The 25,635-nt window shown below is 71.3% G+C and carries 17 protein-coding genes and 2 pseudogenes; 10 read left to right on the top strand and 9 right to left on the bottom strand.

Features of this window, described 5'->3' with window-relative positions; genetic code table 11:
* A partial coding sequence (locus DMB66_RS10220; protein ID WP_148112728.1) for a substrate-binding domain-containing protein occupies positions 1–463 on the top strand: 463 nt, incomplete at its 5' end.
* Here the strand turns inward: DMB66_RS10220 and DMB66_RS10215 are convergent.
* Positions 456–1,073 (bottom strand): Pr6Pr family membrane protein, encoded by a 618-nt coding sequence (locus DMB66_RS10215; protein ID WP_125803795.1) that lies wholly within the window; start codon positions 1,071–1,073, stop codon positions 456–458. The genes DMB66_RS10220 and DMB66_RS10215 overlap by 8 nt on opposite strands.
* Positions 1,074–1,134: 61 nt before the next feature.
* Positions 1,135–2,673, bottom strand: coding sequence for a M4 family metallopeptidase (locus tag DMB66_RS10210; protein WP_233624448.1), 1,539 nt, complete (start codon positions 2,671–2,673; stop codon positions 1,135–1,137).
* 159 nt (positions 2,674–2,832) lie between these two features.
* On the opposite strand from DMB66_RS10210, the gene DMB66_RS10205 reads away from it, so the two are divergent.
* Positions 2,833–4,506 carry a methylmalonyl-CoA mutase gene (locus tag DMB66_RS10205; protein WP_125803793.1) on the top strand — a complete coding sequence of 558 codons (1,674 nt, stop codon included), beginning with the start codon at positions 2,833–2,835 and terminating at the stop codon, positions 4,504–4,506.
* On the opposite strand, the gene DMB66_RS10200 is transcribed toward DMB66_RS10205, so the two are convergent.
* Positions 4,503–5,069 carry a TetR/AcrR family transcriptional regulator gene (locus DMB66_RS10200; protein WP_125803792.1) on the bottom strand — a complete coding sequence of 189 codons (567 nt, stop codon included), beginning with the start codon at positions 5,067–5,069 and terminating at the stop codon, positions 4,503–4,505. The two genes, DMB66_RS10205 and DMB66_RS10200, sit on opposite strands and share 4 nt — an antisense overlap.
* Positions 5,070–5,162: 93 nt before the next feature.
* On the opposite strand from DMB66_RS10200, the gene DMB66_RS10195 reads away from it, so the two are divergent.
* The 3 genes and pseudogenes from DMB66_RS10195 to DMB66_RS10185 form a co-directional block, all read left to right on the top strand.
* The gene (locus tag DMB66_RS10195; protein WP_125803791.1) at positions 5,163–6,104 is read left to right on the top strand and encodes an SDR family NAD(P)-dependent oxidoreductase; all 942 of its coding nucleotides are present in this window, start codon (positions 5,163–5,165) and stop codon (positions 6,102–6,104) included.
* A gap of 64 nt (positions 6,105–6,168) precedes the next feature.
* Positions 6,169–7,083 carry a tetratricopeptide repeat protein gene (locus DMB66_RS10190; RefSeq protein ID WP_125803790.1) on the top strand — a complete coding sequence of 305 codons (915 nt, stop codon included), beginning with the start codon at positions 6,169–6,171 and terminating at the stop codon, positions 7,081–7,083.
* Positions 7,084–7,103: 20 nt separating this feature from the next.
* Positions 7,104–8,004, top strand: a pseudogene (locus DMB66_RS10185) (arginase family protein); the annotation flags it as partial.
* Between the two features lie 1,677 nt (positions 8,005–9,681).
* Here DMB66_RS10185 and DMB66_RS10180 read toward each other — a convergent pair.
* Positions 9,682–11,604, bottom strand: coding sequence for a penicillin-binding transpeptidase domain-containing protein (locus tag DMB66_RS10180; protein WP_125803789.1), 1,923 nt, complete (start codon positions 11,602–11,604; stop codon positions 9,682–9,684).
* A 215-nt stretch (positions 11,605–11,819) separates the two neighbouring features.
* Here DMB66_RS10180 and DMB66_RS10175 point away from each other — a divergent pair.
* Together DMB66_RS10175 and DMB66_RS65805 are read left to right on the top strand one after the other, a co-directional pair.
* Positions 11,820–15,548: pseudogene (locus DMB66_RS10175) on the top strand (NAD-glutamate dehydrogenase); the annotation flags it as partial.
* A complete protein-coding gene (locus tag DMB66_RS65805) occupies positions 15,546–16,784 on the top strand; it encodes a hypothetical protein (protein ID WP_370318355.1) in 1,239 nt (412 codons plus the stop codon). The pseudogene DMB66_RS10175 and the gene DMB66_RS65805, both read left to right, overlap by 3 nt.
* A gap of 113 nt (positions 16,785–16,897) precedes the next feature.
* Here DMB66_RS65805 and DMB66_RS10170 read toward each other — a convergent pair whose 3' ends face one another.
* Positions 16,898–17,689, bottom strand: a complete 792-nt coding sequence (locus DMB66_RS10170) for an alpha/beta fold hydrolase (protein WP_125803787.1) — start codon at positions 17,687–17,689, stop codon at positions 16,898–16,900.
* A 52-nt stretch (positions 17,690–17,741) separates the two neighbouring features.
* Here DMB66_RS10170 and DMB66_RS10165 point away from each other — a divergent pair, with 52 nt between their 5' ends.
* Together DMB66_RS10165 and DMB66_RS10160 are read left to right on the top strand one after the other, a co-directional pair.
* Positions 17,742–18,347, top strand: a complete 606-nt coding sequence (locus tag DMB66_RS10165) for a TetR/AcrR family transcriptional regulator C-terminal domain-containing protein (RefSeq protein ID WP_125803786.1) — start codon at positions 17,742–17,744, stop codon at positions 18,345–18,347.
* Between the two features lie 151 nt (positions 18,348–18,498).
* Positions 18,499–20,631 carry a cation-translocating P-type ATPase gene (locus DMB66_RS10160; protein WP_125803785.1) on the top strand — a complete coding sequence of 711 codons (2,133 nt, stop codon included), beginning with the start codon at positions 18,499–18,501 and terminating at the stop codon, positions 20,629–20,631.
* Positions 20,632–20,922: 291 nt separating this feature from the next.
* Here the strand turns inward: DMB66_RS10160 and DMB66_RS10155 are convergent, their stop codons facing one another.
* The 4 genes from DMB66_RS10155 to DMB66_RS10140 all read right to left on the bottom strand — a co-directional run bounded on the left by DMB66_RS10155 (position 20,923) and on the right by DMB66_RS10140 (position 24,263).
* Positions 20,923–21,714 (bottom strand): TetR/AcrR family transcriptional regulator, encoded by a 792-nt coding sequence (locus DMB66_RS10155; RefSeq protein ID WP_125803784.1) that lies wholly within the window; start codon positions 21,712–21,714, stop codon positions 20,923–20,925.
* Positions 21,695–22,120, bottom strand: a complete 426-nt coding sequence (locus DMB66_RS10150) for a thiol-disulfide oxidoreductase DCC family protein (RefSeq protein ID WP_125803783.1) — start codon at positions 22,118–22,120, stop codon at positions 21,695–21,697. Before DMB66_RS10150 ends, DMB66_RS10155 begins: the two co-directional genes overlap by 20 nt.
* On the bottom strand, positions 22,117–22,734 hold the full coding sequence (locus DMB66_RS63590) for a hypothetical protein (protein ID WP_233624447.1): 618 nt from the start codon (positions 22,732–22,734) through the stop codon (positions 22,117–22,119). The genes DMB66_RS10150 and DMB66_RS63590 overlap by 4 nt, the downstream gene beginning before the upstream one ends.
* Positions 22,735–22,811: 77 nt before the next feature.
* Complete coding sequence (locus tag DMB66_RS10140; protein ID WP_125803782.1) at positions 22,812–24,263, bottom strand: glycoside hydrolase family 3 N-terminal domain-containing protein; 1,452 nt, start codon at positions 24,261–24,263, stop codon at positions 22,812–22,814.
* Positions 24,264–24,438: 175 nt separating this feature from the next.
* Between DMB66_RS10140 and DMB66_RS10135 the strand changes: the two genes are divergently transcribed.
* Complete coding sequence (locus DMB66_RS10135; RefSeq protein WP_125803781.1) at positions 24,439–25,617, top strand: ROK family transcriptional regulator; 1,179 nt, start codon at positions 24,439–24,441, stop codon at positions 25,615–25,617.
* Positions 25,618–25,635 lie beyond the last annotated feature (18 nt).

Genomic DNA, 25,635 nt, shown 5'->3' with positions numbered 1-25,635 from the left:
GGAGGCCACCACCGTCTTCACGGAGATGTGGCGGCTGACCGACAAGAAGATCCGTGGCGTGGCGGCGGCGAACGACGGCCTGGGCAACGCCGCGATCGAGGTCCTGAAGAAGGACAAGATGAACGGCAAGGTCCCGGTGACCGGGCAGGACGCCACGGTCCAGGGCCTGCAGAACATCCTCGCCGGTGACCAGTGCATGACGGTGTACAAGCCGATCAAGCTGGAAGCCGATGCGGCGGCCGACCTGGCCATCCAGCTGTACAAGGGCCAGACGCCGAAGATCAAGGACAACGGGAGGGTGAAGGACCCCGAGTCGGGCTCCTACATCCCCGCGATCCTCCTGACGCCGATCGCCATCGACAAGAAGGGCATCAATACCGTCATCAAGGGCGGCTTCGTCGAGAAGAAGGCGGTCTGCGCGGGTCGTTTCGAGCAGCTGTGCAAGGACAACAACATCAAGTAACGCTGTCGGCCGGCTGCCGAGTCAGCCGGCCGCCCCAGCGGTCGATCGCCACGAACAGCAGGCCCAGGATCCAGAACGCGACCGCGAAGACCGCCGTGCTGACGGCGACGCCGTCGTAGCCCAGGTCGTTCACGTTGATGAACGGATACGGGTACCTGTCCACGACGAGCCCCCGGACCAGCGCGAACGCCAGGTAACCCAGCGGGAACGCCAGCCAGTAGAGCGCGTAGCGCCAGCGGAACCGGCCACGCTCGTCGAACAGCAGCCAGTCCAGCACCGCGAGCAGCGGCACCACGGTGTGCAGCAACTGGTTGCCGATCGCGTCCGGCAGGGCGCGTTCCACCGGGGCCATCGCGAAGCCGCTCGCCTGATTGGTGAGCACGAGGTGGTAGACCAGCCCGGTGATCGCGACGTAGAGGGTGACCGCGCCCTTGAGCGCCGGCGGGGTGGCTCGGCCGCGGAACGCCGCCCAGGCCGCGAAGATCCCGTACCCGAGGCTGCTCTGGATGGTGAAATACGGCAGCAGGCCGGTGACCGTGGCCGGCCCGGTGGCGGTGAGCACCACGCCGGCGATCACCGCTACCACGGCGAACAGCCGCATGATCTTCATGGCGACAAGGTAATGCCCGGCGGTGCTCGTGGCACCGCCGGGCATCAACTCAGCGGCTGCTTTAGCAGGCCGCATCCGTGCCGCTCACGTTGACCGCGGTCCACGCCTTCTGTACGGCCTTGTACTCGGTGCCGCACTTGCCGTACAGGTCGGTCGCCGCGGAGAGGGTGTAACCGCGGGCGGCCTTGTAGTTGGTGCTCGAGGTGAAGTAGGTGCTCAGCGCCCGGTACCAGATGGCGGCGGCCTTGGCGCGGCCGATGCCGGTCACCGCGGTGGCCGAGCCACACAGCGGCGAGGTGCCGTACGCGGTGGCGCCGCTGCCCTCGGCCAGGTTGAAGAAGAAGTGGTTGCCGACGCCGGAGGAGTAGTGCACGTCGACGTTCTTCGTGGTGCTCGACCAGCAGCCGATGCCGTTGCCGTCCAGGGTCGGGTTGTACATGTAGCGCAGCGGCTTGCCGTTGCCGTTGATGTTGATCTTCTCGCCGATCAGGTAGTCGCCCGCGTCGCTGGAGTTGGCGGCGTAGAACTCGACCATCGTGCCGAAGATGTCGGAGGTGGCCTCGTTGAGGCCGCCGGACTCGCCGGAGTAGGTCAGGTTGGCGGTGCGCTCGGTGACGCCGTGCGACATCTCGTGGCCGGCCACGTCCAGCGAGACCAGCGGACGGGCGTTGCCGCTGCCGTCGCCGTAGGTCATCGACGAGCCGTCCCAGAACGCGTTGACGTACGCGCTGCCGTAGTGCACCCGCGACGGCACGCCGGTGCCGTTGTTGAAGATGCCCTTCCGGCCGAAGGTGCTGTTGTAGTAGTCGTAGGTCTTCGCGGCGCCGTAGTGCGCGTCCACCGCGGCCGACTGCCGGTTGGAGGTGGCGCCGGTGCCCCAGACGTTGTCCGCGTCGGTGAAGAGCGTGCAGGTGCCCGAGGTCTTGTTGTTCATGTCACAGGTGGTGCCGTTGCCGTGCGCGGTGTCCTTGAGGCTGAAGCTCGAGGTGGAGACCTGGGTCGTGGTGATCGACACGGCGCCGGAGTAGACGCTGTTGCCGGTGGCCGTCTCGACGGTGTCCCAGGAACTGAGCACCGCGCCGGTGTTCGCGTCGGTGACGACGTGCAGCTTCGACGGCGTCTGACCGTCCTTGCCGAAGCCCTCGACCACGGTCTCGTAGGCCAGCGTGCCGGTGCCGGCGGTGGCGTCGACGACCAGTTCGGGCGTTCCCACGGTGCCGACCGTGCCGGTGAAGTGCGCCTTGGCGGTCGCGCTCGCGGCCGAGGCGGCCCGCTTGGGCGTGGTGCTCAGCGTCAGCGGCGCTTCGAGACCGACCGAGGCCTGCCGGAACGTGCCCTCCTTGGTGCCGTGCAGGACGAAGTCGCCACCGAGCACCCGCAGACCCTCGTACGTGCGGGTGTAGCGCACGTGCGCCGTACCGTCGGCGTCCTTGGCCGTCGCCTTGATCGCGAAGGAGTCCCCGCTGCCGGCCTTGACGGCGGCGCGGTGGGCGGACGGGGAGAGCGGGTCGGTCGCGGCGGCGGCGGTAGCGCCGGTGCCCGCCAGCAGCAAACTGCCCATGAGCACCGAGGTGCCGACAGCAGCGAGGGAACGATTCACGGGGACTCCAGGACGGTTGGGGAGACCGTGGCGGTAGCCACCCATTTAGATCTACAGATTCTTGATCATCCTGTGAACATGCTGAAAACGTCATAGCTTTCGTGAGAGAGTCCTGCTCGGCCCTTATCGATCGTTCAGCTTTGCGCCTACGATGAGCGCATGGACGCAGCCGACATCGCCGCCGGCCGGGAGCGCTGGCAGCAGCGCTACGACGCCGCGCGCAAGCGGGACGCAGACTTCACGACGCTGTCCGGGACGCCCGTCGAGCCCGTGTACGGGCCCGCCGACGGTGACGGCTACGCGGATTTCGACCGGATCGGCTGGCCGGGCGAGTTCCCGTACACCCGGGGTCTGTATCCCACCGGCTATCGCGGACGCACCTGGACCATCCGCCAGTTCGCGGGGTTCGGCAACGCGCAGCAGACCAACGAGCGCTACAAGATGATCCTGGCCGCCGGCGGTGGCGGGCTGAGCGTGGCGTTCGACATGCCGACGCTGATGGGCCGCGACTCCGACGAGCCGGAGTCGCTCGGCGAGGTCGGCCACTGCGGCGTGGCGATCGACTCGGCCGCCGACATGGAGGTGCTGTTCGACGGCATCGACCTGCAGCAGACCACCACGAGCATGACCATCTCCGGCCCGGCCGTGCCGGTCTTCGTGATGTATCTGGTCGCCGCCGAGCGCCAGGGCGCCGACCTCGGCAAGCTCGACGGCACCCTGCAGACCGACATCTTCAAGGAGTACATCGCGCAGAAGGAGTGGCTCTTCGCCCCCGAGCCGCACCTGCGCCTGATCGGCGACCTGATGGAGTATTGCCACGCCGAGATCCCGAAGTACAAGCCGCTCAGCGTCTCCGGCTACCACATCCGTGAGGCCGGCTCGACCGCCGCGCAGGAGCTGGCATACACGCTGGCCGACGGCTTCGGCTACGTCGAGCTGGGCCTGTCGCGCGGGATGGACGTCAACACCTTCGCGCCCGGGCTGAGCTTCTTCTTCGACGCGCACGTCGACTTCTTCGAGGAGATCGCCAAGTTCCGCGCCGCCCGCCGGATCTGGGCCCGGCACCTGCGCGACGACTACGGCGCGACCAGCGAGAAGGCGCTCTGGCTCAAGTTCCACACGCAGACCGCGGGGGTCTCGCTGACCGCGCAACAGCCGGTCAACAACGTGGTGCGCACGGCCGTCGAGGCGCTCGCCGCGATCCTCGGCGGCACCAACTCGCTGCACACCAACGCCCTCGACGAGACCCTGGCGCTGCCCACCGACGAGTCCGCCGAGATCGCCCTGCGCACCCAGCAGGTGCTGATGGAGGAGACCGGGGTGACCAACGTGGCCGACCCGCTCGGCGGCTCCTGGTACGTCGAGGCGCTCACCGACCGCATCGAAGCGGAGGCCGAGGAGATCTTCACCCGGATCCGCGAGCTGGGCCACGACGGCAGCATGACGGCCGGCATCCTGCGCGGCATCGAGGACGGCTGGTTCACCGCCAACATCGCCGAGGCGGCCTTCGTCTACCAGCAGGCCCTGGAGAAGGGCGAGAAGCGGATCGTCGGCGTCAACGTGCACACCGGCACGGTCGCCAAGGATCTGGAGATCCTCCGGGTCTCGCACGAGGTCGAGACCGTGCAGAAGCGCGAGCTGGCTGCCCGCAAGGCCGGCCGCGATCCGGTACGGACCCAGCAGGCGCTCGCGCGGCTCGTGGCGGTGTCGCGGACCACGGAGAACATGATCCCCGCGATGCTCGACGCGGCCCGGGCCGAGGCCACCCTGGGCGAGATCTGCGAGGCGCTCAAGGGGGAGTGGGGCAGCTACCGCGAGCCGGCCCGCTTCTAGGGACGCAGCCCGCTCACCAAAATCTCCAGGTAACGATCGGCGGCGCTGTCGTCGGCGCCCAATCTCACGGCGTGGTGCACACCGCAGATCAGCCGGCGCAGGTCGTCGGCGGTCACCTCCGGACGGATGACGCCGGCGGCCCGCGCGCGGTCGACCACCGCCATGGCCGTGCCGAGCAGCTCCGCGCTCAGCGCGTGAGCCTCGGTGCCCGTCCTGGACGGCGTCGCCAGTACGGCGGCGAGGCTCGGATCGGTCAGCTGGAACCGCAGCACCGACCGCAGCAGCCGGGCCAGCCCCGCGGCCGCGTCCGGCTCCGCGGCGGCCGCCCGCGCGTCGTCGATCATGGCCGCGAAGCTCGCCGTGGCCAGCGACTCCAGCAGCGCCTGCCGGCTGGGGAAGTGCCTGTACACCGTGCCGACGCCGACCCCGGCCGCCTTGGCGATGGCGTTCATCGCCAGGTCGGTGTCGCCGGCCGCCAGCGCCTCGCGCGCGGCGGCCAGCACCCGGGCCCGCGCGCGAGCCGAGTCGGCGCGCAGTGACCCGGCGCTGGTGGTGGGTGCCATGGCCGCAGCCTACCAATCGGATTAGTTATCCGATCTCGTGCTAGCGTCGGCTCAGCGGATAAATAATCCGTTCTTGCCCTCATGGAGGCATCGATGGCGCTCGCGTTCGGTTTCGACGACATTCCCCACCAGGCCGGTCGCACCGTGGTGATCACCGGGGCGAGCAGCGGCCTGGGCCTGATCGCCGCGGAGCAACTGGCGTCGCGCGGCGCGACGGTGATCATGGCGGTGCGCGACACCGACAAGGGCCACCGGGTGCGCGCGGCCCTGCGCGGCGACCTCGAGGTCCACCACCTCGACCTGGCCGACCTGGACTCGGTGCGGCGCTTCTCGGACGCGCTGCACGACCGGGGCAGGGGCATCGACGTGCTGCTCAACAACGCCGGCATCACCGGGCGGGCCCGCGAGCTCACTCCGCAGGGCCGGGAGAGCGTCTTCGCCACCAACCACCTCGGCCACTTCGCGCTCACCGGGATGCTGCTGGACCTCTTCCGGCCCGATCACGACCCACGGATTGTCACCGTCAGCTCCAACTTCTACAACCGGCTGCGCGTCCGGCTGAGATTCGACGACCTCGACGCCGCCCGGTCGTACTCGCCGAACACCGCCTACGCGCGCTCGAAGCTCGCCAACGTCCTCTTCGGCACCGAGTTGGACCGCCGGCTGCGCTACGCCGGCAGCCCGGTGCGCAGCTTCGTCACCCATCCGGGCATGGCGACCACCCCGATCCACGACACCCCCCGCGGCCCCGCCGAGCGGCTGTTCGTGTCGATCACCGCACGGTTGCTCGCTCGCACCGCTGAGCAGGGCAGCCTGCCCCTGCTTTTCGCGGTCAGCAGCCCCGCCGCCGAGACCGGCGTCTTCCTCTGCCCGGGAACGCGTAAATCGGACGTCAGGGTGCACCTGGACGCGATCATGCCGCCCGGCGACGAGCCCGCCACGGCAGCCCGGCTGTGGTCGGTTTCGCAGGAACTGACCGGGGTCCGCTACCTCGACGATGCGCTGCTTCCCGGCGATCAAGCGAACCGCCTGTGACGTCCGATATCGCCAGCCCGGCGGCGACGCGAACAGTCCGGCGCGCGTGCGAGACTAGGTAACCATGAGCGACCCACGGACCACTCCGTCGATCTTCACCCGCGGCGCGGTCGATCTCGGTGCACTGCGCCCCGCGAACAAGCCCGCGCCCGCGGGCCCTGCCGGGCCGGCCGCGAGCCCCGCCGCCAACCCGCTGCCGGGTGGTGCGCCGCCCGCGGTCATCGACGTCACCGAAGCGAATTTCCAGTCGAGCGTGCTCGAACGATCCATGGCCACCCCGGTGATCCTGGATTTCTGGGCCGAGTGGTGCGAGCCGTGCAAGCAGCTCTCCCCGGTCCTCGAGAAGCTCGTGGCCGAGGGCGGCGGCAGCTGGGTGCTCGGCAAGATCGACGTGGACGCCAACCCGCGGCTCGCCCAGGCGCTGCGCGTGCAGGGCATCCCGATGGTGATCGCGGTCGTCGGCGGCCAGCTCGTCGAGGGCTTCACCGGCGTCCTGCCGGAGGCCCAGATCAGGCAGTACATCGACGCGGTGCTCAAGGCCGGCGGCATCGAGGTCGCCGCCCCCGAGGACCCGCGCCTCGACGCGGCCGACGACGCGATGATGACCGGCGACCTGGACGCGGCCGAGGCGGCGTACAAGAAGATCCTGGCCGAGTCGCCGCAGGACCACGCGGCGGAGTCCGGCCTGGCGCAGGTCGAGCTCTACCGCCGGATCACCGGCGTGGACGCGGAGAAGGCGCTGGCGAAGGCCGCGGCCGACCCCGACGACCTGGCCGCGCAGCAGCTCGCCGCGGACATCGAGGTCCTCAGCGGACAAGCGCCCGAGGCATACGAGCGGCTGGTCGCGGCGGTGAAGCGCTCCAGCGGCGAGGAACGGGACAGCGTACGCAAGCATCTGCTGTCACTCTTCAACGTGGCCGGACCCGACGATCCGGCCGTGGCGAGCGCGCGGCGTGCGCTAGCCCGCGCGCTCTTCTAGGCAAAGGTACGGGGGGCTCCATGCGCCGCATCGCCGTGCTCGACGCACCGTCCAACCTCGGCCTGCGCCCGCCGACGGCGACATCGGTGCCGGGCTGCGCCAAGGCGCCTGGAGCCCTGCGTGACCACGGCCTGCTGCGCCGCCTCAACGCCCGCGACGCCGGCTGCCTGACCCCGCCCCGGTACGACCCGGGCGACTGGCGGCCCGGCGACGGCGTGTGCCACGCACCGGAGATCTCGGCGTATTCCCGCAAGCTGGCCGACCGGATCGGCGCCATCCTCGACCAGGGCGAGTTCCCGGTGGTGCTGGGCGGCGACTGCTCGATCGTGCTGGGCTCGGCGCTGGCCATGCACCGCCTGGGCGAGGCGGTCGGCGGCCGGATCGGCCTGGTCTTCGTGGACGGCCACTCCGACTTCCGGCACCCCGGCAACGCCTCGTACGTGGGCGCGGCGGCGGGCGAGGACCTGGCGCTGGTCACCGGCCGAGGCCAGACAGACCTGGCGGCGATGGAGGGCCGGCGGCCGTACTACCGCGACATCGACGTGGTGGTGATGGGCATCCGGGCCCAGGACGAATACCGCCTGGACCTGCAGGCGGCGGGCATCGTGACGCGCCCGGTGCCGACCCTGCGCGTGGAGGGCGCGGCCCGCAGCGCCCAGTGGGCGCGCGACCAGCTGGTGGACTGCGCGGGCTACTGGGTGCACATCGACGTGGACGTGCTGGACCCGGCGGTCATGCCGGCGGTGGACGCGCCGGAGCCGGGCGGCATCGCCTTCCCCGAGCTGGAGATCCTGCTCGCGGGCCTGGTGGAATCGCCGCACTGCCTGGGCGTGGAGATCACGGTGTTCGACCCGGACTACGACCCGGACGGCAGGTATGCGGAGGAGATCACCTCGGCGATCGTGGCGGGGCTGAAGCCGGCCCAGCTGGTCGACGCCCGCCCGGACCTGATCGCGGCCCGCCGGGACCTCGCCGGACCCGGCCGGCTCGGACCTGGGCGGCCGGGTCCTGGTCAGGCTCCTGGTCAGGCTCCTGGTCAGCGGGGAAACCCTGCGGCTGGTCAGCGTGGGAACGCGGTGGTTGGTCAGGGTGGGGACTCGGCGCCTGGTCGGCTTGGGGAGCCGGCGGTGCCGGTTGCCCGGCCCGTTTCGGAGCCGGACGATGCGGTGCGGGCGCAGCGGGCGGCTGCCGCGGATGATGTTCGGCTGGCGGCGGTGGCGATGTCGGGCGGCGGCAGCGCGGGAAGCACGGAGGTGTCCGACGCCCCCGGGATCACTCTGCTGGGCGTCTCGGAGGCGGGCGAGGCCGCTGGCTTCCCGGCCATCGACCCCGCCGCCGACGCCGCCGCCGGCGCGGCGGCTGACCGGGCGGAGCAGGATGCCGCGTCTGATCGGGCGGAGTTCGACGCCCTCTCCCGCCGGGCGGAGGTCCAGGACGCTTTCCGCGAGGATGAGCCCGACGTCCTGTCCAGCGGGGCGGGATCTGCCTTGTCCAGCGGGGCGGGGGTTGCCGACGCGTCTCGTGAAGGCGAGCCCGCCGCTCTTCTCGGCGATGCTCAGCTGGAAAAGTCCGCCGTTCGTCCGGGTGGTGTTGAGCTGGGCGAGTTGGCCGTTCGTCCGGGTGGTGCGGAGCTGGGCCAGTCGGCCGTTCGTCCGGGCGGTGCGGAGCTGGGGGAGTCTGCCGCTCGTCTGGACGGTGCGGAGCTGGGCGATCGCGAAGGTGACCGGGGGGTGGCCGGGCTCGACGGAGAGCTGACCGACCCGGACGGCCTCGACCACACGAATCAGGAGCTGTCCGAGGACGCTGCGGGGCCGCTTGGTGTTGCGGGGTCGCTTGGTGTTGCCGGGCTGCCTGATGTCGTCGCGTCGGTGCCGTCAGGTGACGCCTGGCCCGGTCCCGGGGGCTCCTCGGAGTCTGCCGACGGTTCCGCCCTCGAAGCGGTCCATGATCATCTCCCCGGACCGGCCGCTGACGTCGAGCCCGGCCCGGCTGATCGCCCGAGTCCCGACGCGGTCGACGCTCCGGAAGCCGCGCTGGCCGATGGCCCATGGCCGGACGCGGTTGATCCGGGCGCGGAGCCGACCGACGATCCGGTGTCGAACGTGGCTGACGGTCCGAATACCGCGCCGGCAGACGATTCGGTGTCGAACGTGGCTGACGTTCCGAATACCGCGCCGACCGACGCTCCGGGTTTGGACGCGGTCGACGCTCCGGTCGCGGTGCCGGCCGACGATCCGACGGTGGACGCCGTCGACGGTTCGATGCTGGATGCGGCCGACGATCCGGCGCGGGCGCCGATGCGACCGCTCGGGTCCGCGCCGCTGCTGGACTCCAAGCCGCTTCCCGCGACCATGCCGGGCATGCTGCGGCCACGCAGCATCGAGGATTTCACCCTCCCGGCCCAGCGCCCGGCCTTCGAGGTCGGCCCCGAACAGCCGGCTGACCTGGGCTGACCAGGGGCCGACCCGCCCGGCCGCGCCCGGGCGGCACGAGACTCGACCGGAGCATCCCCGCCAGAGATGCCGGCATGACGTCCAAGGCCCGGGCGCGTGACATCGGGGCGCCGAAGGGGCGGCTTGTCACGCGCCAGGGCGCCGCTCAGTTCAGGGCGGTGAGGAAGCGCTCGGCGATCGGGACCGCTGCCTCCGCGCCGGCCCCGCCCTTCTCCACCATCACCGCGAACGCGACATCGCCCTGCCAGCCCACGAACCAGGCGTGAGTCTCCGCCGCGCCGTCCTTGAACTCCGCCGTGCCCGTCTTGCCCGAGACCGGCTTGCCCGGCACGTCCGCCAGGCCCTTGCCGGTGCCCTTGGTGACAACCTCGCGCATCATCGTGTGCAGCGGCTGGAGCGACGTCGCGGCCAGTTTCGGACCGTCCGCCGCCGGGGCGCTCGGCGCCGGTTCGGTCACGAGCTTGGGCTGGACGAACTGGCCTCGCGCGACCGCGGCGGTGGCCCCGGCCATCGCCAGCGGACTGACCGCCGTCGCGCCCTGGCCGAAAGCCGCCGCCGCGAGCTCCGTGGGGCTGTCCGCCGGGGAGATCTTGCCGGTGAAGGCCTCCGTGCCGAGGTCCCACTTGGCGCCGAGGCCGACCTTCGCCGAGGCGTCCCGCAGGCCGTCGGCGCCCAGCTGCGGGGCGAGGTTGACGAATGCGGTGTTGCACGACTTCGCGAAGTCGGTGCGGAACGGGACCGAGCCGAGCGCCGCGTCGTTCGAGTTCTTGAACGTGCGGCCGTCGACCTTCTTGGTCTTCGGGCAGTCCACCTTGCCGTCGAGGGTGACCGCCTTCTTGTCCAGCAGGCCCAGCGTCGACACCATCTTGTAGGTCGAGCCGGGCGGGACCTGGCCGGTCATCGCGGTGTTGACGCCCCCGCCCTCCGGGCCGTTGGCGACCGCGAGGACGCTCGAGTCGCTGATCCGGACCGCCACCAGGGCGCTGGGCTGCTTCTCCTTGGCCACCGCGCCGTCGGCCGCGTTCTGGGTCGCGATGTCGAGCGTCGTCTTGATCGGCTTGCCCGCGACCGGCTCGGTGCTGAACAGCTGCGAGTCCTCGATCTTGTCGTCCGGGGTCTTGCGGGCGATCACCACGGACTGGCCGGGGATGCCGCGCAGTTGGGCGTCGTACCGCTGCTGCAGGCCGCCGTGCCCGACCTGGTCGTTCTCCCGCAGCTCGTCCGGGTTGGCGTCCAGGTCCTCGCGGGTCGCGGCGTCGACCGAGCCCAGCAGCGCCCGGGCGAACGGCCGGGTGGGTGCGAGCTCCCGCTGACCCTCCGCGAAGACGGTGCCCGGCAGGTCGCGTACCCGATCGCGGATCTTGTCGTAGTCGGTGCGCCGCAGCGTGATGATGTCGATGAAGGCGCCCGGGTTTTGGGCGTCCTTGACCCTTTCCTGGACATTCTTGAGATCGATGCTCACGTTGACGGACTTGAGGATCGGGTCGAGCTGCTTGAACAGGCTCGCCTCATCGGTGATCTTCTCGGGGCTCACGCCGACCGTGACGACCGGGCGCAGCGTGACGATCGGCTTGCCGTCCAGGCCGAGGACGTCGGCCCGGTCGGCGGTCTTGCGGCGCAGCTCGAGCCGGTCGCCGGCGGTCAGCTCGCTGTGCAGGATGGTGGGCTCCCAGACCACCCGCCAGCCGTCGCTGCCGCGCTTGGTGAGCCGCACGGTGCTCTGGTACGACCAGGGGGTCCCGCCCGGGAGCGTCCAGTCCAGCTTCACCGGGACCGAGGCGATGTCGCCGGTCTCCTTCGGCTCGCCCTGCGCCGAGACCAGCAGCGACGACTTCTTCAGCTCACCGGAGAGCGCCTGCAGCTGGGTGAAGACGTCGTTCGCGGAGATCCTGGCGCCGTCGGCGGTGACGAATCCGGTCTTGCTCAGATCCCCGGTGCGCCAGCCCTTGACGAAGGTGTCGAGGGCGTCGCCCGGGCCGTCGGAGCTCGAACACGCGGCCACGCCGCTCGTGAGCAGCAGCCCGGCCATGACGGCCGCGACTCGCCCAACACGTCCGATGCGGCGCATGATGTCACCTTCTCTCGCCGTGATTCGCCAAACCTACGGAACGGTAACCGCACTCGAGCCGTCGCGTTGACCCGTGGTGGGTGAGATGTAGCTAATTTTCGGGTGTCGGATCTCTGCCGCACACCCCGGGCATGCCCGGGGTGTCAGAGGCAGGCTCTAGGCTGATGGCCGACACGTCGAACCCACAATGTTGTGGGTGAGGGGAGCCCTAGGCCATGGCCGTCGCCGATGAGGCAGCGATCGAATCCGATCCCGAGCTGGATTTCGGGCCCGGCCCCGGGCTGGCCCTGACGGGCCGGCTGGGGACGTCCGACGATGAGCTCGATGAGCCGCTCCCCAACGCCGAGCGCCTGGTGGCGCAGGCGGTGGAGCTAGCGGGACAGGACCACACTGCCGCGTCGCTGGTCGGCCGGTTCTGGCGCTTCGCGCCGGACGAGGAGCTGGTCGGCTACACCCCGGCCGAGATGCATGCCGCCGCGCTCGCCCACCGCGAGCTGGCCGGCACCAGGCTCCCCGGTGAGCTGCGGCTCGACATCAGCCCTCCCGACGACCAGCAGTCGCACACCGTGCTGTCGATCGTCACCGACGACATGCCGTTCCTGGTCGACTCGGTCACCGCCCTGCTCGTCGCCCACCATCTCGACGTGCACCTGCTGGTGCACCCGCTGATCGTGGTGCGCCGCGGGCCCGCCGGCGAGCTGGACCAGGTCGAGGCCGACGTCGAGCCCGACGACGCGATCGACGGCGACCTGGTGGAGAGCTGGATCCGGGTCGAGATCGACCCGGTGCGCAGCGCCGAGGCCCGCGCTCAGCTGCACCAGGAGCTGCGCCGGGTGCTGACCGACGTGCGCGACGCCGTCGACGACTGGCCGCGGATGCGCCAGCGCGCGGTGGTGATCGCCGACGAGCTGGCGGCGGCGCGCGGATCCGAGCGCAAGCTGCCGGTGCCGGACAAGGACGTCACCGACTCCATCGAGCTGCTCAAGTGGCTCGCCCATGACCACTTCACCTTCCTCGGCTACCGGGAATATCAGCTGGTCGGTGAGACCCTGACCTGCGTGCCGGGCACCGGTCTGGGCATCCTGCGTGGTGATCACAGCACCCCGCGCAAGCTGTCCTCGATGGCGCCGGAAGCACACCGCCGGGCCCTGGAAAAGCGGCTGCTGGTGATCACCAAGGCCAACTCCCGGGCCACCGTGCACCGCTCTGCCTACCTGGACTACATCGGCGTCAAGGTCTTCAACGACTCCGGCGAGGTCGTCGGCGAGCGCCGCTTCCTGGGGCTGTTCTCCAGTTCCGCCTACCGCACCAGCGTCCGTGAGCTGCCGGTGGTGCGCCGCAAAGTCGCGGAAGTGCTCGATCGTTCCGGGTTGTCGCCACGGGGGCATTCGGGCAAGGACCTGCTGCAGATCCTGGAGACCTATCCGCGTGACGAGCTGTTCCAGATCAAGACCGATGACCTGTACGAGGCGGTCGTCGGCGTGCTGCGGATGGCCGGCCGCCGCCAGCTGCGTCTGTTCCTGCGCCGCGACGGCTACGGCCGCTTCATCTCCTGCCTGATCTATCTGCCCCGGGACCGTTTCACCACCAGCAACCGCCAGGCGATGCAGGAGATCCTGCTGCGCGAGCTGAACGGCATCGGCGTCGACTACACGACCCGGGTGACCGAGCGGATGCTCGCGCGGGTGCACTTCATCGTGCGCACCGACCCGGCAGACCCGCCGGGCGTGGTGGACCCCAACGTGCTGGCCGAGCTGCTCGCCGACGCGACCCGGATGTGGGATGACGACTTCTCCCTGGTGCTCGAGCGCAAGCTGGGGGAGGAGCCGGCCAAGGACCTCTTCGGTCGGTATGCGGCCGCGTTCCCGGACAGCTACAAGGACGGGCACACGCCGTACGAGGCGGTCCAGGACATCGCCAAGCTGGAGCTGCTGGAGGAGACCGGCCAGCTCGAGATGCATCTGTACCGCAAGCGCCACGTCAACCGGGAGGGCAACGCCGAGCCCGACGACGCCGACGTCCGGTTCAAGGTCTTCCGGTACGGCGAGCCGATGATGCTCTCCGCCGTCCTGCCGGTGCTGCACTCGCTGGGTGCCCAGGTCGTCGACGAACGGCCGTACGAGGTGCGCCGCCCCGACGGCACCGTCTACCTGTACGACTTCGGTCTGCTGCCGCCGGCCGCGCACCGGGAGCTCGCCGAGGTGCGCCCGCAGGTGGAGAACGCCTTCGCGGCGGCGTGGCGAATCGAGGCCGAGGTGGACGGCTTCAACGAGCTGGTGCTGCGCGCCGGGCTGACCTGGCGGCAGGTCGTGGTGCTGCGGGCGTACGCGAAATATCAGCGGCAGACCGGCAACGTCTTCTCCCAGCGCTACGTCGAGTCGACCTTCATCGCCTATCCGGAGATCGCCCGGCTGCTGGTGCACCTCTTCGAGGCGCGGTTCTCGCCGGCCCTGGAGCTGGTCGAGGAGGAGCGGGCCCGCCGCGGCGACGACCTGGCCGAGCAGATCACCACCTTGCTGGACGGCGTCGACAGCCTCGACCAGGATCGCATCCTGCGCTCCTACCTGACGCTGATCCAGGCCACCCTGCGCACGAGCTTCTTCCAGCGCGGCGCCGACTCACGCCCGAAGTCGTACGTGGCGTTCAAGCTCGACCCGCAGGCCATCCCGGATCTGCCGGAGCCCCGGCCGAAGTACGAGATCTTCGTGTATTCGCCCCGCTTCGAGGGCGTGCACCTGCGCTTCGGCGCGGTCGCGCGCGGCGGCCTGCGCTGGTCGGACCGGCGGGAGGACTTCCGCACCGAGGTCCTCGGCCTGGTCAAGGCGCAGATGGTGAAAAACGCGGTGATCGTGCCCGTCGGGGCCAAGGGCGGCTTCGTGCTCAAGCAGAAGCCGGGCGACCGCGACGAGGCCGTCGCGTGCTACCGCCTGTTCATCGGCGCGCTGCTCGACGTCACGGACAACATCCACAGCGGCAAGATCGTGCCGCCGGTGGAGGTGGTCCGGCACGACGGCGACGACCCATACCTCGTCGTCGCGGCGGACAAGGGCACGGCCACGTTCTCCGACATCGCCAACGAGATCTCGGTGAGCAAGGACTTCTGGCTCGGCGACGCGTTCGCCTCGGGCGGGTCCGCCGGATACGACCACAAGAAGATGGGCATCACCGCCCGCGGCGCCTGGGAATCGGTCAAGAAGCACTTCCGCGACCTGGGCACGGACACCCAGTCGCAGGACTTCACCGTGGTCGGCGTCGGCGACATGTCCGGCGACGTCTTCGGCAACGGGATGCTGCTCAGCGAGCACATCAGGCTGGTGGCCGCGTTCGACCACCGGCACATCTTCCTCGACCCGGATCCGGACGCCGCCTCCTCCTACGCGGAACGCCGCCGGCTCTTCGACCTGCCGCGCTCATCCTGGGCCGACTACGACGCCGCCCTGATCAGCGAGGGCGGCGGCATCTTCCCTCGTACGGCCAAGTCCATCCCGGTCACGCCGCAGGTCCGCGCGGCGCTGGCGCTGGGCGACGCGAAGGCCGTGAGCCCCACCGAGCTGATGCGCGCCATCCTGGCCGCCCCCGTCGACCTGCTCTTCAACGGCGGCATCGGCACCTACGTGAAGGCGAGCACGGAGACCCACGCCGAGGTGGGCGACAAGGCCAACGACGCCATCCGGGTCAACGGCTACGAGGTACGCGCCCAAGTTGTCGGCGAGGGCGGCAACCTGGGTCTCACCCAGCGCGGCCGGATCGAGTACGCCCGGGTCGGCGGGCCGCCGGACGAGACCGGTTCTGGCCGGGGCGGACGGATCTTCACCGACTTCATCGACAACACCGCCGGGGTGGACTGCTCCGACCACGAGGTGAATATCAAGATCCTGCTCGGCGGCGCGGTGACCGACGGCGAGCTGACCCTGCCCGACCGCGACGAGCTGCTGGCGGCGATGACCGACGAGGTCGCGGCGCTGGTCCTGCGGGACAACTACGAGCAGGCCACCGCGCTCGGCAACGCCCGGTCGCAGGCCCATTCGCTGCTGCCGGTGCACCGCCGGATGCTCACCACGCTCGAACAGTCCGGCCAGCTCAACCGAGAGCTGGAGGCGCTGCCGAGCGACAAGGAGCTGGGCGTCCGCCACGAGGCCGGCGAGGGGCTGACCGCGCCGGAGTTCGCGGTGCTGCTGGCGTACGTGAAGATCTCGCTCGAGCGCCAGGTCCTCGCCGACGTCCTGGTGGACGAGGAATGGACCAACGGCGTCCTGGCCCGGTATTTCCCCACCCCGCTGCGCGAGCGCTACGCGGCGCGGATGGCCGGCCACCGGCTGCGCCGCGAGATCATCTCGACGGCCCTGGTCAACGAGGTGGTCAACCGCGGCGGCACGTCGTTCGTGTTCCGGGCGATGGAGGAGAGCGGCGCCTCGGCGGCGGACGTGATCCGCGCCTACGTGGTGATCCGCGACGTCTACGGCCTGCCGGAGCTGTGGGCGGCCGCGGAAAAGCTGGACAACGAGGTGCCGACGCCGGCACAGACCCTGGTCTACCTGGAGACCCGGCGCCTGCTGGACCGCGCGGTGCGCTGGCTGGTCAGCAACCGCCGCTCGCCGATCGACGTGACGGGCGAGATCGCCCGCCTGCGCCCGGGCGTCGAGGCCCTGCTGACCCAGCTTCCGACGGTGGTCATCGGCGTGGAACGGCGTTCCCTGGAGGCCCACGTGGCCACGCTGACAGACCGCGGCGTCCCGGAACGGCTCGCCGGCGCGATCTCCCGCGTCGTGTACGGCTTCGGCATGCTCGACATCCTCGAGACGGCCCGGTCCACCGGCCACGACCCGACCGAGGTGGCCAAGGTCTACTTCGTGATCTCGGAACGCTTCCAGATCGATCTCCTGCTGTCGCACATCTCCCGGCTGCCCCGCGGCGACCGCTGGCAGACCCTGGCCCGCATGGCGCTGCGATACGACCTGTATGCGGCGCTGGCGGGCCTGACGTCGGAGGTGCTGCAGTCGACCCCGGCGTCGGCGCCGCCGGAGGACCGGCTGGCGGAATGGGAACAGGTGAACGCGGCCTCGATGGCCCGCACCGGAAACGCGATGGGCAACGTGGAGGAGACCCCCGCGGACCTGGCGGCGCTGTCGGTGCTGCTCCGCCAGATCCGCACCTTGGTCAAGACCTCGTCCGCAGGCTGAGCGCCCCACCGCGCCGGACCCCGACCAGCCCGGCGCGGCGGCATCCAAGCTGCGGCCTGGTCTGGCGCGGTGGCGTTCGAGCTGCGGCCTGGGCTTGGTTCGGTTCGGAGCTGTCAGCGGGGTGCGACTTCCTCGGTGATGAAGGTCGCGATCGCCTTCGCCACCCGGTCCGGCGCGCGGCGTTCGGCGGTGTGGCCCTGGCCGTGCATCAGCAACCGGCGGGCGTGGGGCAGCGTCCGTTCGAGCGCGTCGAGCCGCTCAGCCAGGTGCCGTGGTGACTTGTCGCCGCCGAGCAGCAGGATCGGCATGTCCAGCCGCGCGTAAGCCGCCAGCCGCACCCCGAGCGCGTCTATCGCGTCGTTGTCGTCCAGTTGCCGGACCACCCGGCGCCGGTATTCCGGGTGCCGTCCTACCAGCAATCCCGCCATCCAGGCCAGCGGCGCCGGCATCCGGACCACGTCGCGCAGGAAGATCGACAGCGCCATCCCCGGCTTGTCCCGGGCGAGCGCCTCGCGGGCCGCGGCGAGCTTGTCGTCGCTCAGCGGGGCCCCGATCACGAGCGGCGGCTCGTAGAGCACCGCGCCCGCGTATGCCCCGGGGTTCGCGACCAGTGCCTCCAGCGCCAGCACCGCCCCGGACGAGTGCCCGACCAGCACCGGCCGCTCCAGCTGCGCCGCGATCGCCGCCACGTGCTCGACCTCCTGCGCCATCGTCGCCACCCCGGGCAGGTCCATGCGGTACCGGCGGCGCTCCAGCCGTACCGTGCGGAAGCGGTCTCGCAGCAGGTCCGTGACCGGCTGCCAGACCGTGCGGTCTCCCATGCCGCCGTGGAGCACCAGGATCGGCGTGCCGACTCCCTCGTCCACCGCTTGCGCTTCCGTGCCGTCCTCGGTGATCGCCTGCATGATCTCCCCCTTAGCGCCGCTAAGGAAAACTTAGCACTGCTAAGGTGGGATCGTGAAGGGGCTGACGCGGGACGTGCTGATCGAGGCCGGTCTGAAGCTGCTCGATGAGGTCGGCCTCGACGGGCTGACCGTGCGCAAGCTCGCGGCCGAGCTGGGCGTCCAGTCGCCGGCGCTGTACTGGCACATCCGCACCAAGCAGGAGCTCCTCGACGGCATGGCGAACGAGATCATCGTGCGTGCCGGGATGGGGCCGCCCCGCCCTGGCGAGTCCTGGCAGGAGTGGCTGGCCCGCCGGGCGCGGTCCTATCGCGCGTCCCTGCTGGCCAGCCGCGACGGCGCGCGCGTGGTCTCCGGGGCGGTGCGGGGTGGCGACTCGGTCCGGCACTTCGAGCAGGAGCTCGCGGCGATGGTGGAGCGCGGCTTCACCCCGGTCCAGGCGCTGCGCACGATCACTGTGCTGAGCCACTACATCAACGGGCACGTGCTGCAGGAGCAGGCGGTCTCCGCCACCGCCGCCGACCGAGGCGAACGCCCGGACCTGGCCGACCTGCCGACGCTGGCCGCGGCCCTGCGATCCGGCAGCCCGATCGGCGACGAGGTCTTCGAGCACGGCCTCGCCACGCTCATCAAGGGTACGGAATCCCTCCTCCGTCCCTAGCGCGTTATCCACAGCCCGCGCGTTGTCCACAGGGGCGGCCCGGCCGGCCCCGGATTGCGGCAGGCTCGTCCGCATGACTCGCGCGACGGTGGCGGCCGACACAGGTGGCAAGGTGAGCTCAGGTACCCCCGAGGGGTATATGGTGGCAGGCATGACGCGGCAGATCGAGCTGGAAATCGGTGGCATGACCTGTGCCGCCTGCGCCAACCGCATCGAAAAGAAGCTCAACAGGCTCGACGGGGTCACCGCCACGGTCAACTACGCCACCGAGAAGGCGCGAGCCGTGGTGCCGGCCGGGCTCACGGCCGCCGACCTCATCGCCGTGGTGGAAAAGACCGGCTACACCGCCGCCGAGCCGCGGGTCGAGCCGGCCGCCGACGCTCCGCGGGCGGATCCGCTGCGCACCCGGCTGCTCGTCTCCCTCGTGCTCAGCGTGCCCGTCATCGTGCTCGCCATGGTTCCGGCCTGGCAGTTCACCTACTGGCAGTGGCTGTCGCTGACCTTGGCCGCGCCGGTCGTCGGCTACGGCGGCTGGCCCTTCCACCGCTCGGCGTTCGTCAATCTGCGGCACGGCGCCGCCACGATGGACACCCTCGTCTCGATCGGCACCCTCGCCGCCTTCGGCTGGTCGCTGTGGGCGCTGTTCCTCGGTGACGCCGGCCTCCCGGGCATGACGCATCCGTTCGAGCTGCGGGCCGGCGCCGCCGGTGACGCCATCTATCTCGAAGCTGCCGCCGGGGTGACCACCTTCCTGCTGGCCGGGCGCTATGCGGAGGCTCGCGCCAAGCGCCGGGCCGGCGACGCGCTGCGGTCGCTGCTCGCCCTGGGCGCCAAGACGGTCACCCTCGCCGACGGCCGGGCGATCCCGGTCGAGCAGTTGCAGGCCGGCGACGTCTTCCAGGTGCGCCCGGGGGAGAAGGTCGCCACCGACGGCGTGGTGGTCGACGGGTCCTCGGCGCTGGACCAGAGCCTGCTCACCGGCGAGTCGGTGCCGGTGGAGGTCGCCGCGGGTGACCCGGTCACAGGCGGGACGGTCAACGCCGGCGGCCGTCTTGTCGTGCGCGCTACCCGGGTCGGCGCCGACACCCAACTCGCGCAGATGGCCCGCCTGGTCGAGGAGGCGCAGGACGGCAAGGCAGCGGTGCAGCGTCTCGCCGACCGGATCTCCGGCGTCTTCGTGCCCGTGGTGATCGCCCTCGCGGCCGCGACGCTGGGCTACTGGCTCGGCGCCGGGCAGGGGAGCACCGCCGCCTTCACAGCGGCGGTGGCAGTGTTGATCATCGCCTGTCCCTGCGCCCTCGGCCTGGCCACGCCGACCGCTCTGCTGGTCGGCACGGGCCGGGGCGCGCAGTTGGGCATCCTGATCCGGGGTGTGCAGGCGCTCGAGTCCACCCGGCGGGTCGACACGATCGTGCTGGACAAGACCGGCACGGTGACCACCGGCGTGATGACCGTCTCGGCCGTCGTGCCGGAGCCCGGCCAGGACGCCGATGAGCTGTTGCGGCTGGCGGGCGCGGTCGAGGCGGCCTCCGAGCATCCGCTGGGCCGGGCGATAGCGCGAGCCGCCGCCGGTCACGGCCCGCTGCCCGCGGTCACCGACTTCCGGGCCACGGCCGGCGTCGGCGTGCGCGGCATCGTGGAGGGTGCCGAGGTGGAGGTCGCCCGCGGCACGGGCGACACGGCGCAGACCTGGGTCGCGGTCCGGGTCGGCGGCGTGGTCCGGGGGCGGCTGGCCCTGGCCGATGCGGTGCGCCCGACGAGCGCTGCCGCCGTCCGCGCCCTGCGTGCCCTGGGGCTGGAGCCGGTGCTGGTCACGGGCGACGCGCCCGCGGTGGCCGAGGCGGTCGGGGCCCAGGTCGGGATCACCGAGGTGATCGCCGGAGTGCTGCCGGCGGGCAAGGTCGACGCGGTCAAGCAGTTGCAGGCGCGCGGCAGGTCCGTGGCGATGGTCGGCGACGGGGTGAACGACGCGGCGGCGCTGGCCCAGGCCGACCTGGGCGTGGCGATGGGCGCGGGCGCTGACGTGGCGATCGAGGCGTCCGATCTGACGCTGATGCGGGACGACCTGACCGCGGCCGTGGACGCCGTGCGGCTCGCGCGGCGCACCGTGACCATCATCCGGGGCAACCTGTTCTGGGCGTTCGCCTACAACGTGGCAGGGCTGCCGCTGGCCGCGGCGGGCCTGCTCAACCCGATGATCGCGGGCGCCGCGATGGCGTTCAGTTCGATCTTCGTGGTGGCGAACAGCCTGCGGTTGCGCCGCTTCCGGCCATCGGCAGTGTGAGCCGGGCGCCATGCCCGATGATTGCTCCCGAAATCATCGGGGCGCCCGGCCCACATCCGTGCCGCAGGGATTTCGAACCGGTCCCGAGGTTCGAAGCCCTGCGACATCCCCAGATCCACCTGCAGAAGTAACGCTACGTGGCGACGAAGGCGCCAGGGAAGCGCTCCGTATGCGAATTGACCGTTCGGGCGGCCTCTCTCGGGCGACAGATCCGGCTATAGCCGCACATCGGGTCGCGAATCGCCGCTTTCAGTAACTAGGAGTAGTGGTCCACTATCTAACACAGCGTCATCAGTCGTCCCGGCGGATGGTGTCGAGCAGCGCCAGGATCTGCCGCAGGGCGGGCCGCAGCACGCGGAGCCGGGAGAGCCCGACCAGCCGGTCCACCAGTGGCACGGCTCCGTCGATCAGGCGCCGGGTCCGGCGCTGGTCGGGGGAGCGGTCGTAGACCCAGAACAGCACCACGCCCATCCAGCCGAGCCAGAGCAGTTCCGGCAGCTCCGCCCGCAGCTCGGGATCGAGCTTCGCGGTGGAGCCGTCGACCACGTCCCGGAAGATGGCGATGGCTGCTTCCCGGGCGGGCGAGGACTCCCGGGAGAAGGGGCTCAGCGGAGACGACGGCTCGGCGGCGGTCTTGAAGAACGTGGCGGCGAACGAGTGGTAGGGCTGGTTGACGTCGATTCCGGCGTGCAGCACGCCCCGCAGCCGGGCGGCGAAGTCCTTGTCGTTCGCGAACACGACCTCGGCCGCGGCCCGGTGCGCGCCCTGCACGCGGTCGTAGAACCCCTGGATCAGGTGTTCCTTGGAGTCGAAGTAGTAGTAGGCGTTGCCGACCGCCACCCCGGCCTCCTTGGCGATGGCCCGCATGGTGGTCTCGGTGTAACCCCGCTCCCGGAACAGCCGCAACGCCGTCTCCAGGATCAGCTGGCGGGTCTGCTCGCCCCGCGCCCGCCGCGGCTTCTCCTCGCCGCCGTCGCCCTTGCTGTCGGCGGTGGCCGGAGTCTTTCTCCCGGCCCCGGGCGCCGAAGCCGGAGGGCCGGCACCGGGCTCTTCGGCGGTGGGGTCAGCGGCACTGGTCGTCACACACGTCACCGTAGTCGTCCGATCGCGTCGACTGCCGGACGGCAGCGGCCGCCGCGATGAAGCGCCGCGCCGTGGGCAGCAGCCGCGGCGAGCTGAGCCGCTCGGCCATCCCGCGGTAGTCCGCCAGCGCCCACAAGCAGGCCAGCCAGGCCCCGTCCGAGACGTACACGAGGCCGCCGTCGGTGATCACGGTCAGGTCCCGCAGCGTCGCGGCATGGTCCAGCCCGGGGAAGCGCATCCGGGCCTCCGCCGACCCGGCGGGCACGAACTGCAACGGTACGAGCTGAGCGCGGCCGGCGAGCCAGCGATGCGCGGCGCGGCAGACCGGGCAGCCCTCGTCGTAGAGCACCGTGAAGAACCCGACCCGGCCGGCCCCGTGACCGGCCGGATCGATGCTCCCCGTCATGCCGGCGTCGGCGGCGGAACGGGCCCGGGCCCGGCCATCCCAGGCCCGGCCATCCCAGGCCCGGCCATCCCAGGCCCGGCCATCCCAGGCCCGGCCGTGCCGGGTCCGGCCATGCCAGGGGCACCCATGGCGGGTCCGCCGGGTCCACCGGGTCCACCAGGTCCACCAGGTCCGCCGGGTCCGCCGGGTCCGCCGGGACGGCCCGGCCCGCCTTGCTGCGGGTGCATCGGCAGCCGGCCCGCGGGCGGCAGCGGCGGCATCCCCTGCTGCTGGCGCAGCCGCCCGCGCCGGTATCGCCCGAGGAAGAAGACGTTGCACACGTGCAGCACGCCGAGCACGAGGAGCACGAACCCGATCTTGTAGGACAGCGTCTCCAGCGCCCGGGCCGCGTCGGACACGCTGGCGCTGGACCGCATGGCCACCGCGACGTAGCCGAGGTTGAGCAGGTAGAAGCCCATCACCAGCAGCTGGTTCACCGCTCGGGCCAGGCGGCTGTCGGCGAAGACGTCCTCCAGGAAGACCAGCCCGTTGCGGGACAGCGTGGTCGCCACCCAGATCGTCAGCGCGACGCTGACGACCAGGTAGACGAGGTACATCCAGACCTTGTGGTCCACGGTCCTCCACCTTTCTTGAACGTGTTCAACTGGTGTCCGGCTTAGCGTAGGACGTTACTTGAACATGTTCAAGGAGATTAGGAGCACAGCCCCAGGGCTTCGGCCGCGGCGCGGCCGTTGGCGTGGCTGGCGCCGTACGTGGTGACGAAGGCTCGCGCCCCCGCCGGCCGCCAGCTCGCCGGCCAGCCCATCTCCACCACCGCGACGGTGTGGCGCGCGGCCAGCGCCTCGATGAGCGCCCTGTTCGCCTCGGCCCGATGGGTGTGCCGCCCGACGACCACGATCGGCCGGGACCCCGCCCGTTCGGCCAGCGCCTCGGCCGACGCGTCGGCGGCCACGACCGACACCTGCTCGGTCCCGTTCAGATGCGGCTTCAGGCCCCACGGCACCCGGCCCTCGGCGATCGAGTGACCCGACTCCAGCTGGATGACCAGCGGACCGGTGACCTCCGCCAGGGAGCCCTCGACCCGTACCGCCCGGCGGGCCGCCGCGTAGCCCAGCGCGGCATCGTGCCGCACCGGCGTCACCGGGCGCTGCGTCCACGCGGCCAGCGCCGCCGTGCGCTCCGCGGCCTCCTCCAGCCGGCTCCGCGTCAGCCGGCCGTCGCCCACCCCCGCGACGATCTCCGCCGCGACCAGTTCGACCAGGTCGAGGCTCACCCGCGCGCCGATGCAGAGCAGGTCGGCGCCGGCCGCGAGGGCCAGCACCGCGGCCTCGCCGATGCCGCCCGCCGCCAGCGTGGCTCCCTTCATCTCCAGGGCGTCGGTGATGACCGTGCCCCGGAAGTCGTACTCGCCGCGGAGCAGGTCGGTCAGCGCGGCGCGGCTGAAGGTGGCCGGGCCGGCGCCGGTTAGGGCGGGCACCCGGATGTGCGCGCTCATGATCGCCTGCGTCCCGGCCGCTATCGCCGCCGCGAACGGTGGCAGGTCGCGCTCGCGCAACAGGGCCGGCGTGGCGGCGACCGTGGGCAGTTCGAGATGCGAATCGGTCAGCGTGGCGCCGTGGCCCGGGAAGTGCTTCGCGCAGGCGGCGATGCCGGTGGACTGCAGGCCCTCGATCGCGGCGGCGGCGTGCCGGGACACCCGCAGTGGCTCCGCGCCGAACGAGCGGGTGCCGATGACCGGGTTGTCGGTGGCGGTGTTCACGTCGACCGTCGGCGCCAGGTCGAGGTTGATGCCGGCGGTGACCAGGTCGGCGCCGATGGCCGCGTACACCGTGCGGGTGAGGTCGGGGTCGTCGATCGCGCCGAGGGCGGCGTTACCCGGGTACGGGCTCCCGGTCCGGTGCGCCAGCCGGGTGACGTCGCCACCCTCCTCGTCGATCGCGATCAGGACGTCCCGCCGTACCGCGCGCAGCGTGGCCGTCAGCAGGCCCACCTGGGCCGGCTCCGCGATGTTGGTCCCGAAGAGGGTGTGCCCGGCGAGGCCGTCGGCCAGCAGCCGGGTCGCCCAATCCGGTGCGGTCGGGCCCGCGAAGGCCGCGAGCAGGGTGCGCAGGGCCAGGCGGCGGAGCCCTGGGTCGATCGCCATGGTTTTCTTCCTCGGTTCGGATCTGGTTTTCCAGCCGGGTGGGCTGCATGATCGTCAGATGTCTATCGGACACGCGACGCAACCAGTCTGCGCGCTGCCCGTTACGCTGCGGCTACATGATCCGCGTCGGTGAACCGCATTAGGAAACAATCCTAAATACTAAAGGGACGTCGTTATGGCTGCCACCCGCCTGCCGGGTACACCTCGACTGCTGCGTGCACTCAACGACCGTGCCGCGCTCGAGCTGCTGCTCGCTAGGGGCCCGCTGACCCGCGCGCAGCTCGGCGAGATGACCGGTCTGAGCAAGGTGACCGCCTCCCAGCTGGTCGAGCGGCTCGAGGAGCGGGGCCTGGTGCGCCGCGTCGGTGAGCAGGCCGGCGGCCGTGGGCCCAACGCGCAGCTGTACGCCGTCGCTCCCGGCAGCGCCCACGTCATCGGCGTCGAGGTGCTGCCGGACAGGGTGATCGCCGCCTGCGCGGACATCACCGGCGAGGTGGTCGGCCGCAGCGAACAGTCGACCCAGGACAGTGACGATCCGGTGCGCGCCGTGCACAGCGCGGTCGTGCAGGCAGCCAGTCGCGGCGGCACCGACATGGCCTCCGTGCGCCGGGTGGTGCTGGGCACACCCGGCCTGGTCGACCCGCAGACCAGCGAGGTCTCGTTCGCCTTCGACCTGCCCCGCTGGCACCGCGGCCTGCTCGCCGAGCTGCGCAAGGACCTGAGCACGCCGGTGGTCTTCGGCAACGACGTCAACCTCGTCGCCATCGCCGAGCAGCACGTCGGCGCGGCCCGGGGCGTCGACGACTTCGTGCTGATCTGGGTCGGCCGCGGCGTCGGCCTCGCCACGGTGATCGGCGGCCGGCTGCACCACGGCAGCACCGGCGCGGCCGGTGAGATCGGCTACCTGCCGGTCGGCGGCGGCGAGATCCCCCGCAACGCGACCAAGCGCGGCGCCAAGGGCGCCTTCCAGACCCTGGTCGCGTCCGACGCGGCCAAGGCCCTCGGCAAGAAGTACGGCTTCCGCGGCAACGAGTCCGCCGACGTGGTGCGCGCCGCCGTCGCCGCCGGTGCGGCGGGCGAGCCCCTGCTCGACGAGCTGGGCGCCCGGCTGGCCCTGGGCGTCGCGGCCACCTGTGTCGTCCTGGATCCGCCGCTGGTGGTGCTCGCCGGCGAGGTCAGCCAGGCCGGCGGCACGGCCCTGGCCGAGCGGGTCGAGAGCGAGGTCGCCGCGATCACGCTGGTCGCGCCGAAGGTCGTGATCAGCGAGGTGGCCGTCGAGCCGATCCTCAACGGGGCACTGCTGTCGGCGCTCGACTCGGTCCGCGACGAAGTCTTCGGATCAACGACGGGATAGCCGGGCACGGCGTCGGGG

This window comes from Actinoplanes sp. ATCC 53533 (assembly GCF_003947245.1).
The sequence above is the reverse complement of the archived record's forward strand: the minus strand, read 5'-3'. Positions and strand labels throughout refer to the sequence as shown.

Coding starts and splice junctions, on each gene's coding strand:
- DMB66_RS10215 (WP_125803795.1), bottom strand. CDS start 1,073: ATGAAGATCATGCGGCTGTTCGCCGTGGTAGCGGTGATCGCCGGCGTG.
- DMB66_RS10205 (WP_125803793.1), top strand. CDS start 2,833: ATGGACGCAGCCGACATCGCCGCCGGCCGGGAGCGCTGGCAGCAGCGC.
- DMB66_RS10200 (WP_125803792.1), bottom strand. CDS start 5,069: ATGGCACCCACCACCAGCGCCGGGTCACTGCGCGCCGACTCGGCTCGC.
- DMB66_RS10195 (WP_125803791.1), top strand. CDS start 5,163: ATGGCGCTCGCGTTCGGTTTCGACGACATTCCCCACCAGGCCGGTCGC.
- DMB66_RS10190 (WP_125803790.1), top strand. CDS start 6,169: ATGAGCGACCCACGGACCACTCCGTCGATCTTCACCCGCGGCGCGGTC.
- DMB66_RS10180 (WP_125803789.1), bottom strand. CDS start 11,604: ATGCGCCGCATCGGACGTGTTGGGCGAGTCGCGGCCGTCATGGCCGGG.
- DMB66_RS65805 (WP_370318355.1), top strand. CDS start 15,546: ATGACCGACGAGGTCGCGGCGCTGGTCCTGCGGGACAACTACGAGCAG.
- DMB66_RS10170 (WP_125803787.1), bottom strand. CDS start 17,689: ATGCAGGCGATCACCGAGGACGGCACGGAAGCGCAAGCGGTGGACGAG.
- DMB66_RS10160 (WP_125803785.1), top strand. CDS start 18,499: ATGACGCGGCAGATCGAGCTGGAAATCGGTGGCATGACCTGTGCCGCC.
- DMB66_RS10150 (WP_125803783.1), bottom strand. CDS start 22,120: ATGACGGGGAGCATCGATCCGGCCGGTCACGGGGCCGGCCGGGTCGGG.
- DMB66_RS10140 (WP_125803782.1), bottom strand. CDS start 24,263: ATGGCGATCGACCCAGGGCTCCGCCGCCTGGCCCTGCGCACCCTGCTC.
- DMB66_RS10135 (WP_125803781.1), top strand. CDS start 24,439: ATGGCTGCCACCCGCCTGCCGGGTACACCTCGACTGCTGCGTGCACTC.